Source organism: Streptomyces sp. NPDC029164, assembly GCF_055563995.1.
Window position 1 is genome coordinate 32921 of the sequence record NZ_JBVHWW010000002.1, and the last position, 19292, is coordinate 52212.

At 71.5% G+C, this 19292-nt stretch carries 16 protein-coding genes and 1 pseudogene; 11 read left to right on the forward strand and 6 right to left on the reverse strand.

Annotated features, from left to right (window positions below):
* Positions 1-475: 475 nt before the first annotated feature.
* The 4 genes from serS (at position 476) to ACZ4VT_RS02695 (ending at position 4401) form a co-directional block, all read left to right on the forward strand.
* Positions 476-1753 carry a serine--tRNA ligase gene (gene serS, locus ACZ4VT_RS02680; RefSeq protein ID WP_467945977.1) on the forward strand — a complete coding sequence of 426 codons (1278 nt, stop codon included), beginning with the start codon at positions 476-478 and terminating at the stop codon, positions 1751-1753.
* Positions 1750-2562 carry an HAD family hydrolase gene (locus tag ACZ4VT_RS02685; protein WP_467945979.1) on the forward strand — a complete coding sequence of 271 codons (813 nt, stop codon included), beginning with the start codon at positions 1750-1752 and terminating at the stop codon, positions 2560-2562. The genes serS and ACZ4VT_RS02685 overlap by 4 nt, the downstream gene beginning before the upstream one ends.
* Before the next feature lie 179 nt (positions 2563-2741).
* Positions 2742-3731 carry a sensor histidine kinase gene (locus tag ACZ4VT_RS02690; protein ID WP_467945981.1) on the forward strand — a complete coding sequence of 330 codons (990 nt, stop codon included), beginning with the start codon at positions 2742-2744 and terminating at the stop codon, positions 3729-3731.
* 10 nt (positions 3732-3741) lie between these two features.
* Positions 3742-4401, forward strand: coding sequence for a response regulator (locus tag ACZ4VT_RS02695; RefSeq protein ID WP_467945983.1), 660 nt, complete (start codon positions 3742-3744; stop codon positions 4399-4401).
* Here the strand turns inward: ACZ4VT_RS02695 and ACZ4VT_RS02700 are convergent.
* From ACZ4VT_RS02700 to ACZ4VT_RS02720, 5 genes are all read right to left on the reverse strand, one after another.
* Positions 4394-5044, reverse strand: a complete 651-nt coding sequence (locus tag ACZ4VT_RS02700) for a rhomboid-like protein (protein WP_467945985.1) — start codon at positions 5042-5044, stop codon at positions 4394-4396. The two genes, ACZ4VT_RS02695 and ACZ4VT_RS02700, sit on opposite strands and share 8 nt — an antisense overlap.
* An 83-nt stretch (positions 5045-5127) precedes the next feature.
* On the reverse strand, positions 5128-5847 hold the full coding sequence (locus ACZ4VT_RS02705) for an ABC transporter permease (protein WP_030707808.1): 720 nt from the start codon (positions 5845-5847) through the stop codon (positions 5128-5130).
* A gap of 15 nt (positions 5848-5862) precedes the next feature.
* Positions 5863-6774: an ABC transporter ATP-binding protein gene (locus ACZ4VT_RS02710; protein WP_351287955.1), complete on the reverse strand. Its 912-nt coding sequence runs from the start codon at positions 6772-6774 to the stop codon at positions 5863-5865.
* Positions 6771-7658, reverse strand: coding sequence for an ABC transporter permease (locus tag ACZ4VT_RS02715; RefSeq protein WP_467945986.1), 888 nt, complete (start codon positions 7656-7658; stop codon positions 6771-6773). The genes ACZ4VT_RS02710 and ACZ4VT_RS02715 overlap by 4 nt, the downstream gene beginning before the upstream one ends.
* On the reverse strand, positions 7648-8637 hold the full coding sequence (locus ACZ4VT_RS02720; RefSeq protein ID WP_467945988.1) for an ABC transporter ATP-binding protein: 990 nt from the start codon (positions 8635-8637) through the stop codon (positions 7648-7650). Before ACZ4VT_RS02720 ends, ACZ4VT_RS02715 begins: the two co-directional genes overlap by 11 nt.
* A gap of 217 nt (positions 8638-8854) precedes the next feature.
* Here ACZ4VT_RS02720 and ACZ4VT_RS02725 point away from each other — a divergent pair, with 217 nt between their 5' ends.
* The 4 genes and pseudogenes from ACZ4VT_RS02725 (at position 8855) to ACZ4VT_RS02740 (ending at position 12612) form a co-directional block, all read left to right on the forward strand.
* The gene (locus ACZ4VT_RS02725; protein WP_319725750.1) at positions 8855-9724 is read left to right on the forward strand and encodes a M24 family metallopeptidase; all 870 of its coding nucleotides are present in this window, start codon (positions 8855-8857) and stop codon (positions 9722-9724) included.
* 5 nt (positions 9725-9729) lie between these two features.
* A complete protein-coding gene (locus ACZ4VT_RS02730; RefSeq protein WP_467945991.1) occupies positions 9730-11511 on the forward strand; it encodes an SDR family oxidoreductase in 1782 nt (593 codons plus the stop codon).
* A 17-nt stretch (positions 11512-11528) separates the two neighbouring features.
* A pseudogene (locus ACZ4VT_RS02735) lies at positions 11529-11681 on the forward strand (metal-dependent hydrolase); the annotation flags it as partial.
* A 10-nt stretch (positions 11682-11691) separates the two neighbouring features.
* Complete coding sequence (locus tag ACZ4VT_RS02740; protein WP_362802766.1) at positions 11692-12612, forward strand: MerR family transcriptional regulator; 921 nt, start codon at positions 11692-11694, stop codon at positions 12610-12612.
* Between the two features lie 90 nt (positions 12613-12702).
* Here the strand turns inward: ACZ4VT_RS02740 and ACZ4VT_RS02745 are convergent, their stop codons facing one another.
* Entirely contained in the window at positions 12703-13524 is an 822-nt protein-coding gene (locus ACZ4VT_RS02745) for an aquaporin (protein ID WP_467945993.1), read from the reverse strand.
* Positions 13525-13658: 134 nt separating this feature from the next.
* Here ACZ4VT_RS02745 and ACZ4VT_RS02750 point away from each other — a divergent pair, with 134 nt between their 5' ends.
* From ACZ4VT_RS02750 to ACZ4VT_RS02760, 3 genes are all read left to right on the forward strand, one after another.
* The gene (locus tag ACZ4VT_RS02750) at positions 13659-14198 is read left to right on the forward strand and encodes an RNA 2'-phosphotransferase (RefSeq protein ID WP_467945994.1); all 540 of its coding nucleotides are present in this window, start codon (positions 13659-13661) and stop codon (positions 14196-14198) included.
* Positions 14199-14410: 212 nt separating this feature from the next.
* Positions 14411-16267 carry an HSP90 family protein gene (locus tag ACZ4VT_RS02755; RefSeq protein WP_467945996.1) on the forward strand — a complete coding sequence of 619 codons (1857 nt, stop codon included), beginning with the start codon at positions 14411-14413 and terminating at the stop codon, positions 16265-16267.
* The gene (locus ACZ4VT_RS02760; protein WP_467945997.1) at positions 16264-19281 is read left to right on the forward strand and encodes a tetratricopeptide repeat protein; all 3018 of its coding nucleotides are present in this window, start codon (positions 16264-16266) and stop codon (positions 19279-19281) included. Before ACZ4VT_RS02755 ends, ACZ4VT_RS02760 begins: the two co-directional genes overlap by 4 nt.
* Positions 19282-19292: the final 11 nt, after the last annotated feature.

The following is a 19292-nucleotide window of genomic DNA, read 5'->3' on the forward strand; positions in this document are numbered from 1 at the left end:
GGGGACAAGTCGACAGAACGGCACGACAAGGTCGACAAATCGGCCGGGGGGCTCAGGTTTCGCGCTGGGGAGCGGGAGGTGAACGGTGTCACCCTCGTATCACCGATCAACTCTTTGGGGCGAGTCATTCCCACCCGAATGAGTGTGTGAGGGTGGTTTGAACCCTGATTCCCCTCGACCATCCGCCGATCAGGAATGATCTATTCCTGTGTCCACAGATGCAGCCCACAGCCTGTGGATAAGATGCCGGCCGCGCCAATTCCTGTGGACAAGAACGGCCTCCCCCTGCTCAGGGACGGCTCGACCGCCGACATGGTGCCCCTTTTCGGGGAATGGGGCCGCTTTTATTGACGGTCCGAGAGGGTTCACTTTCGGTCAGCGATCAAGACTTATCCATTCGTTGCAATTAGGACATAGCGACACGCAGCGTGATATCGATGTGATCCCGGGAAGCCCCGCCCGGTAGCCTGGAGGGGTGATTGACCTCCGGCTGCTCCGTGAAGACCCTGACCGTGTCCGTGCCTCGCAGCGCGCCCGTGGAGAGGACGTCGACCTCGTCGACGCGCTGCTCTCCGCCGACGAGCGCCGCAGGTCCTCCGGCATGCGCTTCGACGAACTGCGCAATGAGCAGAGGTCCCTCGGGAAGCTCATCCCGAAGGCCTCCCCCGAGGAGCGGGCCGAGCTGCTGAAGAAGGCCGAGCAGCTCAAGCAGGACGTCAAGGCCGCGGAGGCCGAGCAGAACGAGGCCGCCGAGGCCGCCAAGCAGTTGCTCCTGCAGCTCGGCAACATCGTCCACGAGGACGTCCCGGTCGGCGGCGAGGAGGACTTCACCGTCCTGGAGACGCACGGCACCATCCGCGACTTCGCCGCCGAGGGATTCGAGCCCAAGGACCACCTGGAGCTCGGCGAATCGCTCGGCGCGATCGACGTCGAGCGCGGTGCCAAGGTCTCGGGCTCGCGCTTCTACTACCTGACCGGCGTGGGCGCCCTGCTGGAGCTGGCGCTGGTCAACGCGGCCATCGCCCAGGCCACCGAGGCCGGCTTCATCCCGATGCTGACCCCGGCGCTGGTCCGTCCGCGCGCCATGGAGGGCACCGGCTTCCTCGGCCAGGCAGCGGAGAACGTCTACCACCTGGAGAAGGACGACTACTACCTGGTCGGCACCTCCGAGGTCCCGCTCGCCGCGTACCACATGGACGAGATCATCGACGCCGACAAGCTGCCGCTGCGGTACGCCGGCTTCTCGCCGTGCTTCCGCCGCGAGGCCGGTACGTACGGCAAGGACACCCGCGGCATCTTCCGCGTCCACCAGTTCGACAAGGTCGAGATGTTCTCGTACGTCGCGCCGGAGGAGGCCGAGGCCGAGCACCAGCGGCTCCTGGAATGGGAGAAGCAGTGGCTGACCAGCCTGGAGCTGCCGTTCCAGGTGATCGACGTCGCCACCGGTGACCTGGGGGCCTCCGCCTCGCGCAAGTTCGACTGCGAGGCGTGGATCCCGACCCAGGGCAAGTACCGCGAGCTGACCTCCGCCTCGAACTGTGACGGCTTCCAGGCCCGCCGCCTGTCGATCCGCTACCGCGACGGCAAGAAGACCCAGCCGCTGTCCACCCTGAACGGCACCCTGTGCGCCGTTCCGCGCACGATCGTCGCGATCCTCGAGAACCACCAGCAGGCCGACGGTTCGGTGCGGGTGCCCCAGGCGCTCCGCCCCTACCTGGGCGGCCGCGAGGTCCTGGAGCCGATCAACAAGTGAGCCCGGCCCCGTTCCCGTACAAGCTCGTCGCCACCGATCTCGACGGCACGCTGCTGCGTGATGACGACACCGTCTCGGAACGTACCCGTGAAGCGCTCGTCGCGGCCACCGTGGCGGGCGCGGCGCACATCATCGTCACCGGCCGTGCCGTGCCCTGGACCCGGCACGTGCTGGACGATCTCGGCTACAAGGGGATCGCCGTCTGCGGGCAGGGCGCGCAGGTCTACGACGCGGGTGCGCACCGGCTGCTGACCTCGGTGACGCTGGACCGGCAGCTGGCCGGTCTCGCCCTGTCGAAGCTGGAGGCCGAGATCGGCCCGCTGGCTCTGGCGGCCAGCCGGGACGGGGTGGACGGCGAGGTCCTGTTCGGGCCCGGTTACCAGGTACAGGAGGGCCTCCCGGCCCTCTACCTGGAGGACACCGCCGCGGTGTGGACGGCTCCGCTGAACAAGCTCTACATCCAGCACCCGGAGCTCGGCGACGACGCGCTGGTCAAGGTGGCCCGGGAGACCGTGGGCTCGCTGGTCGACATCGTTATGGCCGGTCCGGGGATAGTGGAGATCCTGCCGCTGGGGCTGACGAAGGCCACCGGCCTTTCGCTGGCCGCGCGCCGGCTGGGCGTGAAGGCGGCGGAGACGATCGCCTTCGGTGACATGCCCAACGACATCCCGATGTTCGGCTGGGCCGCGCACGGGGTGGCCATGGCCAACGCCCACGCGGAGCTCAAGGCCGTGGCCGACGAGGTGACGACTTCCAACGAGGAGGACGGCATCGCGGTGGTGCTGGAGCGTCTGCTGGGCGCCGCATAGCCGGTACGGACGTATGAGGGGTCCGGGACAGCCCGCGCCGCGAGGCGCGCTCGAAGTGGCTGTCCCGGACCTTTTGTTGCTCCCCGCACGACTCACTCTGCCCCGGGCGGAAGTCGCGTACCAGCGAATTTCCGCGCATCAGCCGTGAATCCGGCGGCGTGCGCTCTTAGGGTCGACCCATGACCGTCAACCTTCGTGCCGCGTATGCCCCGTTGCTGACCGTGGCCGCACTGGTCGGCATCGCAGCCGCCGTCCTGCGGGTGCCCCCGTTGTGGCTGCTGGTCTGGGAGGGTCCCCTGCTTCTCCTGCTGGCGCTGGTCGCCCGGTGGTCGCCGGTACGCCCGGCGGTCGTCGCGGGCGCCCTGGGCGTGGCGGCCGTCGCGTTCTGGCCCGTTCCCCTGGTGTGGGAGAGCGGATCCTGGCTGGAGGCGTGCGGGGCGGCGGCCTTCTGGGCGCTGCCCGCCCTCGGTGCGGTGCTGGCCGGTGGCTACCTGCGCCGTCAGGCGGGCCGGGTGCGGCAGGCCGTCCGGGACGCGCGGCGCGACCAGCAGTTGGAACTGGCCCGGGATCTGCACGACTTCGTGGCCCACGACGTGAGCGCCATCGTGGTGCAGGCCCAGGCGGCCCGGTTCGTGGCGGCACAGGACCCCGGCCAGGCGGTCCGTGCGCTGGAGCGGATCGAGACGGCGGGGCTGAGCGCGCTGGCCTCGATGGACCGGACGGTGCACGCACTGCAGGAGGCCGCGGGCGGGCCGACGACCCCGGTTCCGGGCCTGGACCGACTGCCGGAGCTGGTGGAGCGGTTCGAGGGCGGAGCCCTGGACGCCGACCCGGAGGCCGTACGGGGACTGTCACGGGAGGCGGACACCACGGCGTACCGGGTGGCCGTAGAGGCACTGACGAACGTACGCCGGCACGCGCCCGGGGCGGCCGTGGTGCGGGTCGCCGTACGCCGGACCGGGGCGGACATAGAGCTCAGCGTGGTCAGTTCCGCGGGGCGCCGGGGAGCGGGCGGGCTACTGACCCGCCGAAGGCGGAGCGGCACCGGACTGGCCGGCCTGCGCGGACGGGTGGAGGCGGCGGGCGGGAAGCTGCGCGCCGGGGCGGACGCGGGCGGCGGGTGGCGGGTTTGCGCGGTCTTCCCGGCGGAGGAGCACCCTCTCGGGTGATCATGGCGGCGTGACCACACGCATCCTGATAGCCGATGACCAAGAGGGCATCCGCAGCGGATTCCGGCTGATCCTGGATTCGCAGCCGGACATGACCGTCGTGGGGGAGGCCGCGGACGGGGAGCGCGCGGTGTCGCTGGCCCGGGAGCTGCGGCCGGACGTGGTGCTGGCGGACATCCGGATGCCACGGCTGGACGGACTGGAGGTGACCCGGCTGCTGGCCTCCGAGACCCGGGTGATCGTGGTGACCACCTTCGACCTGGACGAGTACGTGCACACCGCACTGCGCAACGGGGCCTGCGGATTCCTGCTCAAGCGGTCCGGGCCGACGCTGCTGATCGAGGGGGTGCGGGCGGCGATGGCCGGGGACACGCTCATCAGCCCGCAGATCACGGTGCGGCTGCTGAGCCGGCTGACGGAGGCGGGTCCGGTCGCCCGCCGCGCGCCGCATCCGCTGACGGAGCGGGAACTGGACGTCGTGCGCCTGGTGGCGCGGGGGCTGACCAATGCCGAGATCGGCGCGGAGCTGTTCATCAGCGCGGGGACGGCCAAGACCCACATCGCGAACGTCCAGGCCAAGGTCGGGGCCAGGAACCGGGTGGGGATCGCCGCGTGGGCATGGGAGCACGGCGTGGCGAAAGCGGAGGCCGACTCTTCACGTTTCACGTGAAACGGGGCCCTGTTTCACGTGAAACATCGTGGCGGGTGAGCGGCCAGGCGAGCAGGCCGACGGAGAGCGCGATGGCGTGGCCGAGGTCGGTGAAGGTGCCGCCGGTGGCGAGCGGGAGCCCGAAGAAGGCGATCGCTCCGGCGAGGTAGAACCACCGCCAGGGGCTGGGGAGCCGGTAGGTGAGGACACCGACGGCGGCCGCCAGCCCGTAGCTGACGCCGATGTCGACGACATGGGTCATGCTGCGCGGGGCACGATGGTCCTCGATGGCCATCAGCAGGACCCGCTGGCTGACCAGGGTGGCGATGACATGGGCGCTCGCCACGATCAGGAGCCAGCGCTGCGTGCCGAGCCAGCGTTCGACGGGGGCGTAGAACAGCTCGAAGAGGACGGCGTAGAGGGCGAGCGAGGCCGGGTTCTCGATCCAGAACGCGCTGCTGAGGAGCGCCCGTACGGGGTGTTGGACGAGCTGGTGGATATTGCTGCTGTTGCGGTGGAGCAGGACGTGCTCGACCCTGTCGGGCGCGATGACGACGACGATGCTGGTGACGACGATGATCAGCAGCCAGATGTGCGTCCCGGGCGAGGAGCGTATCCAGGACCGCAGGGGCCTGGACGGCTCCGGCTCGCTGTGCTCGATCATGCACCGATGATGACCCGCAAAGCTGTGCCCCGCCTGGCCGGTGGGCCGGGCGGGGCACTGTTTCGCACGCGCTGCGGCGGGACTTACTCCTCGCCCGCCAGGGTGAGGCGGCGCAGCTTCTGGCCCGCGTAGACGGTGGCGCCGACGGTGACCACGGAGAGCAGGACCGCGGCGGTGGGAAGGCCCACGGTGGCATCGACGTAGCCGTCACCGGCGACCTTCTCGGCAAGGGCCAGCGCCCACTGCTGGACGCTGAGGGTCTTGGCGCCGGAGACCAGGCTGCCGAAGAGCGACTCCCAGATCAGGGCGTAGACCAGGCCGAAGACGACCGCGTGCCGGCTGACGGTGCCGAGCAGCAGGAACAGCGCGCTGTAGGCGATCGAGGCCACCAGGGCGGCGATCGTGTAGGCGACGGCGATCTGCTGGCCGTTGCCGTTGAGGATGAACCCGGCGATCAGGGTGGGGATCGCGGAGAAGGCCATGGTGACGGCGATCGCCACGATCAGCTTGGTCATGATGATCGTCGGGCGCTTCAGCGGCTTGGAGAGCAGGTAGACGATGGAGCCGTCGTCGATCTCCGGGCCGATGGCGCCGGTGCCGGCGATGACGCCGATCAGCGGAACCATGGTGGCGAGGGCGAAGCCCCCGAGGAGGTCCGCGGCGACCTTGTCGTCCACACCGGCGAAGGCGCGGACGGCGAGGGCGATGACGATCAGCAGGGCGGGCAGCGCGAAGAGGATCAGTGCGCGCCGCCTACCGAGCAGGGCCCGGTAGGTGAGCCGGGCAACGGTGGGGTCATACATGGGTGCCAGCTCCTTTCAGGCCGAGACGAGGTAGGAGAAGACCGACTCGAGGGACTCGTCGGAGGGCGAGACCGTCATCAGCCGGATGTCGTGCGCGCGGGCCACACGGGGCAGCAGCTCCGTGAAGCGGCCGAAGTCGACGGCCTGGATGCGCAGCGCGCCCTCCTTCAGGTCGACCTCGATACCGGCCGTGGAGGGGTCGGCGATCAGGGCCGCGGCAAGGGCCCTGTCGTCGGAGGAGCGGACGAGGTAGCGGTGCGGGCGGTCCGTCATCAGGCGGCGGATCTTGCGGAAGTCACCGGAAGCGGCGTGCCGGCCGGCGACGACCACCTCGATGTGCGAGGCGAGCTGCTCGACCTCCTCCAGGATGTGGGAGGAGAACAGGACGGTGCGTCCCTCGTCGCCCATGCGTCGCAGCAGGTCCATCAGCTGCATGCGCTGGCGCGGGTCCATCCCGTTGAACGGCTCGTCCAGGAGCAGCACGGACGGGTTGTGGACGAGGGCGGACGCCATCTTCACGCGCTGGCGCATGCCCTTGGAGTACGTGGAGATCTTGCGGTCCTGGGCGTACTCCATCTCGACGGTGGCGAGGGCCCGCTGGGCGTCCGCGTCGTCGAGGCCGTGCAGCTCGGCGTTGGCGACGACGAACTCCCGGCCGGTGAGGAAGTCGTACATCGCCTCGCGCTCGGGCACGACGCCGATCTGCTTGTAGACCTGCTCGTTCTGCCAGATCGGCGCGCCGTCGAGGGTGACGGTGCCCGTGGAGGGGGCGAGGAAGCCGCCCATCATGTTGATGAGGGTGGACTTCCCCGCGCCGTTGGGGCCGAGGAGCCCGGTGACACCGGGTCCGATGCTCATGGTCACGTCGTTGACGGCGACGACGTTCCCGAACCAGCGGGAGGTGTGGTCGATGTCGATGGTGGTCACAGCCCGGCCTTCCGGTAGCGGGCCATCAGGGCGGCGTAGGAGCCGGCGATGAGGCCGAGGGCGACGAGCAGGTAGACGAGACCGACACCGGCCGAGGGACCCTCGCCGCCGGGGAAGGCGGAGGTCGCGTTGAGGAACGCGGTCTGGACGCCGTCGATGAGGGTGATCGGGGAGAACAGGCCCATCCACTCGATGGCCCCGGCGTTCCCGGTGCTGTACGCGATCCCCTGGACCGCGGTCACCGCGCCGAACGGGATCAGGAGTACCGCGATGATCGCGGCGACGCCGAATCCGCGGCGCGGGGTGAGCGCGGCCATGACCAGGCCGAGGCCGGCGAACAGCAGCGACAGCAGCAGAACCGACACGAGTCCCTGTCCGAATCCCTTGGTCTGGTGGGCGAAGTCGAACTTCGCCAGGAGCGAGCCGATCCACATGATCAGCAGCGGGGTCGCGGTGAGGATGAACAGGGCCGAGGCCATGGCGGCGTACTTGGCCACGACGTAGTCGACGCGTTCGATGGGCCGCGAGAAGTAGAGCGGCACCGTCTTGAAGCGCAGGTCCCTGGAGACGGACTGCGGTGCCTGGGATGCGAGGAAGAGACCGATGATCACCTGGGTCGTCAGGGCGTACGTCGTGTACTTGATCGGCAGGTCGGTGGATCCGGGCACCGCGATGGCGACCGCGACGATGATCAGCGCGGGGACGCACATCACCGCGAAGAGGATCATCGGCAGGACCTTGGACTTGGCCGAGCGGCCGAGTCCGTAGGCGCCGCGCAGGGACTGCGAGAACAGCGACTTGCGGGCGTAGGCGCGGCCGAGCCGGGGGCCGTCGTAGGACCGGTAGCCGATGTTGTGGATCTGGGTGGAGGTCTCAGGCGCCATCGGAACCGGCTCCCTTCTGCTGGACGGAGTGCGCGGGCTGATCGCTGTCGCGGAAGACCTCCGCGATGTGGTGGCGGCGCTGCTCCATGCGGACCAGACCGATACCGAGATCGGCGACCGTGTCGCGGACGGTGTCGTAGGTGTCCTCGCCGGAGGCCTCGACGAGGAGGATGTGGCCGGCGCCGGGCAGGCCCTGCTCGCTGCCCTCGTGCAGGACGACGCCCGCCTCGGTGAGCGCCTTGCGCAGGGCGGCGGTGCCGTCCGGGTGGGTGTCGGAGTCGGTGACCTCGACCGCGAGGGTCGTGGTGATCTGGGTGAAGTCGCTGGTGGAGCTGGAGCGCAGCAGCTTGCCGCCGTCGACGACCACCACGTGGTCGCAGGTCCGCTCCAGCTCGCCGAGGAGGTGGGAGGTGACCAGGACGGAGATGCCGAAGTCCGTGTAGACGCGGCGGATCAGGCCGAGCATCTCGTCACGGCCGACCGGGTCCAGGCCGTTGGTCGGCTCGTCGAGGAGCACCAGCTGGGGATCGTGGACGAGTGCCTGGGCAAGCTTGACGCGCTGCTTCATGCCGGTGGAGTAGCCGCCGATGGGGCGGTAGCGCTCCTCGTACAGCCCGACGTGGCGCAGGGTGTCGGCGGTGCGCTCGCGGGCCGCGGTCGGCGGCAGCCCGGACATGCGCGCCATGTGGACGACGAACTCGGTGGCCGAGACGTCGGGTGGCAGGCAGTCGTGCTCGGGCATGTACCCGACGCGTTCACGGATGGCACTGCCATGCGTTTTGACGTCGAGGCCGAGCACGGCGGCGCTGCCCTCGGTGGCGGGGGACAGTCCCAGCAGAATTTTGATCAGCGTGGACTTGCCGGCTCCGTTGGCACCCACGAGGCCGGTCACACCAGGCCCGATGTCCAGGGAGAGCCGGTCGAGGGCGGTCACTCGGGGGTACCGCTTGCTCAGGCTTTCGGTCGCGATGACAGTCACGGGCTCGACGTTAGTGGCGGAGCTCTCGCGAAGCGTCAGACCTTGAGTGGGATCCCGTATCCGCCTTGAGGCGTACGGACCCGTACTGGAGGCTGATGTGGACCGGACAAGTTTATCCACAGGTCTGTGCACGGCCCTTGACGTGATCTCCGGTCATTGTCACATTCATCAGTGTCAAGTTACGGGCGCGTACGGCTAGACGGATGGACGGGCTGACATGGCTGGGGACACCAAGCAACGCACCGCGCGACTCTCCGGACGACTCTCCGCCGATCTGGGCGGGTTCAGAGAGGTGCAGCGCCTCTCGTACGAGTGCGCCGAGGCCGTCGCGGCCCAGCTGCGGCCCGGCGTGACCGAGCGCGAGGCGGCGCGCATGCAGCGCCAGTGGCTGCGCGACCGCGGCGTACGGGACTGGTTCCACCTGCCCTTCGCCTGGTTCGGGGACCGCACGGCCTTCGCGAACTTCAAGATCCCGCTGCAGTTCTTCCCGACCAACCGGAAGCTGGAGCCGGGGATGCCGTTCATCCTCGACATGGCACCGGTCTTCAAGGGTTACGCGGCCGACATCGGGTACTCCGGCAGCCTCGGACTGAATCCGGTGCAGGACCGGCTGATGTCCGACCTCCAGGCCCACCGCGTACTGATCCTGGAGCAGGTGCGCGAGCGCCGCTCGCTGCGCGAGATCTACGAGAACGTCGAGCGGCTGATGACCCGGCAGGGGTACGCCAACCGGCACCGGGCCTATCCGTTCGGCGTGATCGCGCACAAGATCGACCGGGTCAAGGAGCGGCGCTGGTCCCCGACCGCCTTCGGGTTCGGCACCCAGTCCCTCAAGGGGCTGGCCGGTGACGCCCTGCACGGGCATCGCGAGGGCTGGTCCCCGCTGTGGAGTCCGTACCACTTCTCCGACCACCCACCGCAGCCCGGACTGTGGGCGGTGGAGCCGCACCTGGGGTTCCGGGGCACCGGCGCGAAGTTCGAGGAGATCCTGGTCGTCACCGACTCCCGGGACCCCGAGGAGAGCGCGTTCTGGCTGGACGACGACCTGCCGCACGTGCGGCGCTGGGCCGAGGAGAAGGCAGCATGAGCGGCATGAGCGGAGCAGGAGTGGCGGGGCCGGCGGGTGCGCGCGAGCGCTGGGTGAGCACCGGAGGGGTCGAGCTGTGCGTCGTCGAGCTCGGCGAGGCGGACCGCCCGACCGTGCTGCTGGTGCACGGCTACCCGGACAGCAAAGAGGTCTGGTCGGAGGTCGCCGAGCGGCTCGCCGCCCGCTTCCACGTGGTGCTCTACGACGTACGCGGCCACGGGCGCTCCACCGCGCCGCAGCCGCTGCGCGGCGGTTTCACCCTGGAGAAACTGACCGACGACTTCCTGGCGGTCGCGGACGCGGTCAGCCCGGACCGGCCGGTGCACCTGGTCGGCCACGACTGGGGCTCCGTACAGGGCTGGGAGTTCGCGACGGTCGGCCGCACCGAGGGACGGATCGCCTCCTTCACCTCGATGTCGGGTCCCTCCCTCGACCACTTCGGGCACTGGATCAAGAAGCGGATGACGCGGCCGACCCCGCGCGCGGCCGCGCAGCTGCTCGGCCAGGGCGCCAAGTCCTGGTACGTCTACATGCTGCACACCCCGGTGCTCCCGGAGCTCGCCTGGCGCGGGCCGCTCGGCAAGCGGTGGCCGTCGATCCTCCAGCGCGTCGAGAAGGTTCCGGCCGGCTCGTACCCGACGGCCTCGCTGCCCTCGGACGCGGCCCACGGCGCCTGGCTCTACCGCGACAACGTGCGGGCGCGGCTGCGCCGGCCGCGCCCCGACGCGTACGCCCACGCACCCGTGCAGCTGATCACCCCGACCGGGGACGCCTTCCTGTCCGAGCGGCTCTACGACGGGCTGGAGTACTGGGCCCCGGACCTGCTGCGGCGCACGCTGCCCGCCAAGCACTGGGTGCCGAGGACCCGGCCGGACCAGCTGGCCGCCTGGATCACCGAGTTCGTCACCGCCCGGGAGGAACCGGCCACGCGGGCACCGGAGCTCAAGGCCCCGGGCAGGTACGCCGACCGCTTCGGCGGCCAGCTGGTCCTGGTCACCGGCGCGGCCAGCGGCATCGGCCGGGCCACCACCTTCGCGTTCGCCGAGGCCGGTGCCCGCGTGGTGGCTGTGGACCGTGACGCCGAGGGCGCGGCGCGCACGGCCGACATGGCCCGGCTCGTGGGCGCCGCCGAGGCCTGGGCCGAGTGCGTGGACGTCAGCGACGAGCAGGCGATGGAGAAGCTCGCGGCGAAGGTCGCCGCCGAGTACGGCATCGTGGACGTCCTGGTCAACAACGCCGGGATCGGCCTGTCCGGAGCCTTCCTCGACACGACGGCCGAGGACTGGAAGAAGGTCCTGGACGTCAATCTGTGGGGCGTCATCCACGGCTGTCGGATCTTCGGCAGGCAGATGGCCGAGCGCGGCCAGGGCGGGCACATCGTCAACACCGCCTCCGCCGCGGCCTACCTGCCCTCCCGGACCCTGCCCGCCTACAGCACCTCGAAGGCCGCGGTGCTGATGCTGTCGGAGTGCCTGCGCGCGGAACTGGCGTCGAAGTCGATCGGCGTCTCCGCGATCTGCCCCGGCATCGTCAACACCAACATCACCGCCACCTCGCGCTTCGCCGGGGTGGACGAGGCCGAGGAGAAGCGCCGTCAGGAACGCTCCTCGCGGCTGTACGGGCTGCGCAACTTCCCGCCGGAGAAGGTCGCCGACGCCATCCTGCGCGCCGTGGTCCGCAACGAGGCCGTCGTACCGGTGACGCCCGAGTCCAAGGGCGCTCTGTGGATGTCCCGCCACGCCCCGCGCGTCCTGCGGCGCCTCGCGAGGCTGGAGCCGAAGTTGTGAACGGGGGCTCGTGGGGGAGAGAGCCCGGCACGGCCATACCCCGCTCCACCCGGCGGTCGTACCATCCCTCGCAGGAGGGCTCGCTGCGCAGGGCGGTCGAGCACCTTGCGGCTTCACCTGCCGCCCCGGCCGCGGCGGGCGGCGCGGTCGGCCCAGCCGCGATGTCGTAGGGAGCCGGGATTGTCCGATCAGGCGGTAGCCGAGTACCGGATCGAGGATCTGGCGCACCACAGCGGGGCGACGGTGCGCACGATCCGGGCGTACCAGGACCGCGGGCTGCTGCCGAAGCCGGAGCGGCGCGGCCGTTCCAACGTCTACCGGGACACACATCTGGCGCGGCTGCGCCAGATCGCGGACCTGCTCGACCGCGGCTACACGCTGGCCTCCATCAAGGAGTTGCTGGAGGCCTGGGACGCGGGACGCGGCCTGGGCGGCGTACTGGGGCTGGTCGCCGAAGTGCACGGGCCGTGGACCGACGAGGAGGCCGCGCGGATCAGCCGGGAGGAGCTGAACGAGCGGTTCGGCGGCCGGCCGGACGACGAGGCGGTCGGCGAGGCGTGCGAGCTGGGGGTCCTGGAGCGGATCCCGGGGCGCCCGGACCAGTTCCTGGTGCCCTCCCCGCAGGAACTCGCGGTGGCCGCCGAGCTGTACGCGGCCGGGGTGCCGCTGCCGGCCATCACGGGACACCTGCGGGAACTGCGCGGGCAGGTGGAGCACATCGCCTCGCGGTTCCTGGAGTTCACCACCGAGCACGTCTTCGCGCGCTACCTCGGGCAGGTGCCGCCCACGGACGCGGACGCGGCGGAGGCGGCGACGATGGTGCGGCGGCTGCGCCCGCTCGCCCAGCAGACCGTGGACGCGGAGCTGGCGCGGGCGATGCGGCTCTTCGCGACCCGGCATCTGCAGCGGCACCTGGGGGCGGCGGGCACGCCCCAGCCGTCGGGGCCCTCAACGGTGGCGCTGCCGGCCGGGACGGTACGGGCGGTGCAGGACCTGGTGGGCCCCGACCACGTGGCGGAATTCGTCCGGGCCGCGACGGAGCGGGAGCTCCAGGCCCGCACCATGAACGATCTGGCGCGCCGGGCGGAGCCCGGCCGGTAGTCCACAGGGCGGATCATGCATTTGCCGTCAAAACCCGCCCAAACGGCTGTGGACAAGTCCCCTTTGCCTGTGGGCAACCGAGGCGGCGGCTCAGCCGACGGGCTCGTACGCCGCCTTCGTGGGGCCCGCACCGTCCGCCGGCCCGGTCTCGGTCAGGGACGCCGGCACGGCCGTCTCGACCGGCACCGGCTTCGCGGCCCGCGAGGCCCCGCTTCCGCTCCCGCTCCCGTTTCCGCTCCCGTACAGCAGGGCGGCCAGAGCCAGGCCGAGGATCCCGCCGATCAGCTGGGCGGCGACGAATCCGGGCAGCGACTCCGGGGCGATGCCGGTGAAGGAGTCGCTGAAGCTGCGCCCGATGGTGCCGGCCGGGTTGGCGAAGGAGCCGGAGGAGGTGAACCAGATCGCGGCGGCGATGTACGCCGCGACCGCCGCCGGGATGAGCCGGGGGCGCCCGATCCGCCCGAGGCCCTGGATCACGAGGACGAGACCGGCGGTGGCGACCACCTCGCCGATGAGCAGGTGCCCGCCGTCGCGCACCTGGGTGGAGAAGGTGCCCGGGGTCCGGCCGAACATGGTCTCCGCGAGGAGGGCGCCGCCGATGGCTCCCGCGGTCTGGGCCACGGTGTAGACGAACGCCTCCCGGCCGCCCAGCCCCTCGCCGCCGGTGCGCCGGGCCCACCAGGAGGTGAGGGTGACGACCGGGTTGAGGTGGGCGCCGGACAGCGGCGCGAAGAGGGTGATGATCAGCCCGAGCCCGATGGCCGAGGCGAGCGAGTTGGCGATGAGGGCGACCCCGGTGTCCCGGCTGAGCTCGGCGGCCTGGAGTCCGGAGCCGATCACGACCACGAGCAGGCCGGCGGTCCCGATCAGCTCGGCAGCCGCACGGCGTGACAGAGAGGTATGGGCTGTCATGGTTTCTCCCCCTGAGCAGAAGTGGCAGCGGAAAATATATTCCGCATCTTGGAATGGCGATAGAGGGTGTCCACCACCGGGCCGCACCCGAAATTCCCTGCCGGGAGAGCACCCGAGCGGGCACGCTGGGGCCCATGGATGAAAGACGCACCGTGAAGGTGTCGAAGTACGTCTCGAAACACCTGCGGCACCAGCCGGAACGGATCGGACTGGTGCTCGATCCCCATGGCTGGGTGGAGATCGACGATCTGCTGAGGGCCGCCGCCGCCCACGGATTCCACTTCAGCCGCGCCGAGCTCGACCACGTCGTCGCCGCCAACGACAAGCAGCGGTTCGCCGTCGACGGCACCCGGATCCGGGCGAACCAGGGGCACACCGTCGCCGTGGACCTGGACCTTGCGGAGGCCGAACCGCCCGCGTACCTCTACCACGGCACCGTCGCCGCCGCCCTGGACGCGATCCGCGCCGAGGGCCTGCGCCCGATGGCCCGCCATCACGTGCACCTGTCCCCGGACCGGGAGACCGCGACCCGCGTCGGCGCGCGGCGCGGGCGGCCCGTCGTGCTCGCCGTGGACACCGGTGCGATGCGTGCGGCCGGGCACGTCTTCCGGATCAGCGCCAACGGGGTGTGGCTGGTGGACGGGGTGCCGCCACAGTTCCTGCGCTTCCAGTAGCCCTTCGGCAGCGCACCCGGCAGCGCATCGGCAGCGGTTTCGGCGGCGCATCGGCAGCGGTTTCGGCGGCGGTCCCCGGGGCACTCCCCGGGGCGGGAATTCACGCTGAGATTGTCGGACCATCCCCCTAATGTGTGTCCCACTCCGGGATCCGTGAGGGGGGCACCTCGCGATCACCGAACCATCCCTGCACGTACGCGAGGTGACGCCCTATGACGTCCGCACCCCACAATTTCCAGGTTGATCTGCGCGGCCTGGTGGATCTCCTCTCCCACCACCTCTACTCCAGCCCGCGCGTCTACGTCCGCGAGCTCCTGCAGAACGCCGTGGACGCGGTCACCGCCCGCCACGCCCTCGACCCGGAAGCCGAGGTCCGCATCCGGCTGTCTGCGTCCGGCGGCCGCGTGACCATCGAGGACAGCGGCATCGGCCTGACCGCCGACGAGGCCCATTCCCTGCTCGCCACCATCGGCCGCAGCTCCAAGCGCGGCGGCGACGGCTCCATCGCCGAGCACGGCCTGGAGGCCACCCGCCGCGAGTTCCTCGGCCAGTTCGGCATCGGCCTGCTCGCGTGCTTCGTCGTGGCCCGCCAGATCCGCGTCGTCACCCGCTCCGCCCGCGACCCCGATGCCGCGCCCGTCGAATGGCTCGCCACGGACGACGGTTCGTACACCGTCCGCGAACTGGCCCACGAGGCGCGCCCGGAGCCCGGTACCACGGTCGTCCTCGAAGCCCGCCCGGGCGTCGCGGAATGGACCGTCCCGGCGACGGTCGAGCAACTGGCCCGCGACTACGGCTCCCTGCTGCCGTACGCCATCACCTTCGACGACGGCGAGGGCGGCGGGCCGCGCCCCGTCACCGACCGCCCCGCCGTATGGGACCGGCCCTTCCCCACCCCCGCCGCCCGTCGCGTGGCGCTCGCGGGGCACTGCGCGGAGCTCTTCGGTTTCACCCCGCTCGACAGCATCGACCTCGACCTGCCGGTCGCGGGCGTGCGCGGGGTGGCGTACGTCCTTCCCGAGCCGACCAGCCCCGCCCACCGGGCCGGACACCGCGTGCACCTCAAGGGCATGCTGCTGACCGACCGGGCCGACAACCTGCTGCCGGACTGGGCCTTCTTCGTCCGCGCCGTCCTCGACACGGACACCCTGCGGCCCACCGCCTCCCGGGAGAACCTCTACGACGACGAGACCCTGGCCGCCGTACGGGAGGCCCTCGGTGCCCGCGTCCGCGGCTGGCTCGCCGAGCTCGCCGCGAGCGAACCGGACCGCCTGGCCGCCTTCCTGCGCGTCCACCACCTCGGTGTGAAGTCCATGGCCCGGCACGACTGCGAACTGCTCGGGCTGATGCTGCCGTGGCTGCCGTTCGAGACCAGCGACGGCTCGATGAGCCTGCAGGAGTTCGCGGCCGCCCACACGGACATCCACTTCACGCGCACCGTCGAGGAGTTCCGCCAGATCGCACCGATCGCGGCGGCCCACGGGCTCGGCGTCATCAACGCCGGCTACACCTATGACGCGGACCTGCTGGCCCTGCTGCCCGCCGTACGCCCCGACCTCAAGATCACTGAGCTGGACGCCGGAGCCGTCACCGAACGGCTGGACCCGGTACCGACGGCAGCCGAACTGGAGCTCGCCGCCTTCCTGGCCACCGCGCGCACCCGGCTGGAACCCCAGGGATGCGACGTGGTGCTGCGCGCCTTCCAGCCCGTCGCCGTCCCCGCGCTCTACCTCGACGACCGCCAGGCCCGCCAGGAGCGCGACCGCACCGCCGCTCTGCAGAGCGCCGACTCCCTGTGGAGCGGCATCCTCGGCGCGCTGCGGGGCTCCGCGCCGCGCGCCCGGCTGGTCCTCAACCACAACAATCCGCTGATCCGGCGGATCGCCGCCCTTCCCGACGAGGCGCTGACCGGCACCGCCGTCGAATCGCTGTACGGGCAGGCCCTGCTGATGTCGCAGCGGCCGCTGCGCCCCGCCGACTCCACCCTGCTCAACCGGGCCTTCCTCGGACTCCTGGAATGGGCGACGCACTCCACCGATGCCCGCGATGCCCAGGAGGACCAGAAGTGACGACGCTGACGCGCGAGGAGATCGTGCGGGGTCTGGCGGAGAACCGCGAAGCGCCGAACGGCGCGGCGCGCAACGCGCACGCCGAGGCCCTGGCCGGTGCGGCCGAGGCGAACGGCGACCGCCCGCTGTTCCGCGAGGCCCTCGACAACCTGATCAACGCGTACCTCTACAGCTCCGAGTCGTCGAAGATGCTGGTGCCCTTCGCGCGGCTGCTCCAGGAGTACGACAAGGACCCGGGCGCCTTCGGCGAATGGGACGCGCACTCGCTGTTCTGGCAGTTCAAGTGGGTGGCCTCGGCCATCTCGGACTCCCCGGGGATCCCGCTGGAGTCGGCCGTCGGCTGGCTGGACGAGATGGAGCGCCGCTACGGGATCGCGGGCTACAGCGAGCGGCCCGTGCGCGAGGCCGAGCTGTGGCTCGCCCATGCGATCGGCGACGACGAACGCGCCGAGCGGGCCTTCCGGCGCTGGCTGTCCGCGGAGCGCGACGACATGAGCGACTGTCAGGCCTGCGAGCTCAACGGCCAGGGCCAGTACGCCGTCGTGCAGGGCGACGACGCCGAGGCACTGGAGCTGTGGAAGCCGGTGCTCACGGGCGATCTCGTCTGCGCCGAGGAGCCGCACCGGGTCCTGGCCACCTCGCTGCTGCCCCTGCTGCGGCTCGGCCGGGCCGACGAGGCGCGCTCGAACCATGTGCGCGGCTACCGCATGGCCCGAGGCAACGAGAGCCTGCTGCCGTCGGTCGCCAAGCACATCGAGTTCTGTGCGCTCACCGGCAACGAGTCGCGCGGACTGGAGATCCTGGCCGAGCACGCCGCCCAGGTGGCGCCGCTCGCCAATCTCGACGACCGGCTGGCCTTCCACGGCGGCATCCTCGTGCTGCTGCGCCGTCTGGAGGAGCTGGGGCACGGCCGCAGCCCGGCCGTGCCGTACGAGGGGTCTCCCCGTACGGTCTCCGAGCTGTACGAGGTGCTGCACGCGGGCTGCCTGGACATCGCCCGGCAGTTCGACGCGCGCAACGGCACGACGCGGGTCTCGGACCGCTTCCTCGCGCGGGTGGGCCAGGAGCCGCTGGTGGGCGCGCTGCCGCTCGGGGTGCGCAGTGCGGAACTGCCCCGGACCGGCACGGCCCATGCCGCTGCCACCGCCGCCTCCGCCGTGTCCGCTCCGGTGGCGGTGCCCGCCGGGTTCGACGAACTCGTGGAGCGGGCCCGCGGTGCCCGTGACCTGAGCCATCCGGGCGCGGACGCCCTGTGGGCCGAGGTGGCCGTACGGGTGGAGGCGCGGCCGGAACCCGATCCGCTGGTCCTCGCCGACCTCGCGGACCAGCAGGCCCTGGCCGCCGCACGGCGCGGGGACGAGGAGGCTCCGCGGCTCCTGGCCTCGGTCCGCGACGGCTACCGGGCGCTCGGCCGGGCGGAGCGCGCCGCGCTCGCCGAGCTGCGGCTGGCCAGCGTGGCCGCGCAGTCGGGGGCGGCGCCGGCGGAGATCCGGGAGCTGCTGCGGGTCGCCCTGCGGTCCGCCGAGGCACTGGAAGCCGCCGAACCGTTGCGGGCCCGGCGGATCGCGCTCGCGGAACTGTCGGCGATCCGCGTGGAGTCGTACCTGCGCTCGGTGGAGGCGGCCGGCCCGGACGACCACCACCAGGACCATCACCACGACGGGGAAGAGGTGCACGGTCGCGGTGAGCTCGCCGCCGAGCTGACCGCCTTCATCTCCGCCTACGAGGAGGCCGCGGCCGACCTGGTCGCGGACGCCGAGGAGATGCTGGGCAGGGTGTTCCTCGCGCAGGGCGATCCGGAGCGGGCTCTGCCGCTGCTGGCGGCCTCCGCCGCGCGGACGGTCGCCGCCGGCCGGCCGTGGCAGGCCGTGGACCCGCTGGTGCTGCGGGCCGGGGTGTTGATGTCTATGGACCGGCCCGAGGAGGCGGAGGAGGCGGCGCGCTCCGGGCTGGAGCACGCGGCCGAGGTGACCGACGCCGAGGCACAGGGCGTCGTACGGCTGACCCTCGCGGACATCCTGCTGCGGCGGGGCGGCACGGCGCAGGAAGCCGCGGCGCTCGCACTGGACGGAGCGCACTGGTTCGACCAGGCCGGTCTCACCGCGGACGGCGGGGCACAGGCCCGGCTGCTGCTGGCCCGGGCGTACGCGCGGGAGGACCGGGCCGCCGAGGCCGCCGAGGTCCTGCAGTCGGCCCTGCCGGATCTGCTGGAGCACGGTGAACAGCAGGCGGTGTCCGTACGGGAGTTCCTGGGCGACCTGCTGCGCCGGCTGAACGAGCCCCGGCCCGCGGCGGAGCAGTACCTGCTGGCCGCGGAGCTGACCAAGGGCTGGGAGGATCCGCGCCCGCAGGCGGGCCTCGCGCAGTCGGCCGCCGACACCCTGTCCGACGCGGGGCTGCCCGCGGAGGCGGTCGCCGCCTACGAGCGCGCCCTGGAACTGCACCGGCTGACGGGCGAGGCCCCGGTCGCCGAGGTACGGGTGCTGCGCTCCCTGGCCTGGCTGGGACTGCGCGAGGAGGTCGACGCCACGACGGTGGAGCAGGCCCGGGGCCGGATGGGCGAGGCCGCCGAGGTGCTGGAGGCGGCCCTGGCCGCGGATCCCGGTGCGCCTGAGCTGCGGTCCGAACTCGCCCAGACCTGGCACCAGCTGGCGCAGGTGCTCGACCGGCACGTCAGCACGAACGAGGAGGCCCCGGAAGACGAGGCACCCGAGGACGAGGCCCCGGCCGCCCGGCTGAGCCGTGCGGAGGCCGACGCGCTGCGCCTGGAGGAGATCGAGCTGTGGGACCGGGCCGCCCGGGCCTACGCCGAGCTCGGTCACGATCATCTGCGGGACCGGTTCCAGTGCCTGAACAACGCGGCCTGGACGGAGCAGGAGCGGGGCGACGCGCAGGCGGGCGCAGCGCGTGTCTCCGCGCTGATCGACGAGGCCCGGGCACGGCCCGAGGACGAGCTGCCCGACTGGCTCCTGCCTTCGGCGGAGCGCCTCCTCGAGCAGCTCAGCGGGGCGTAGAGCCTCGGTCG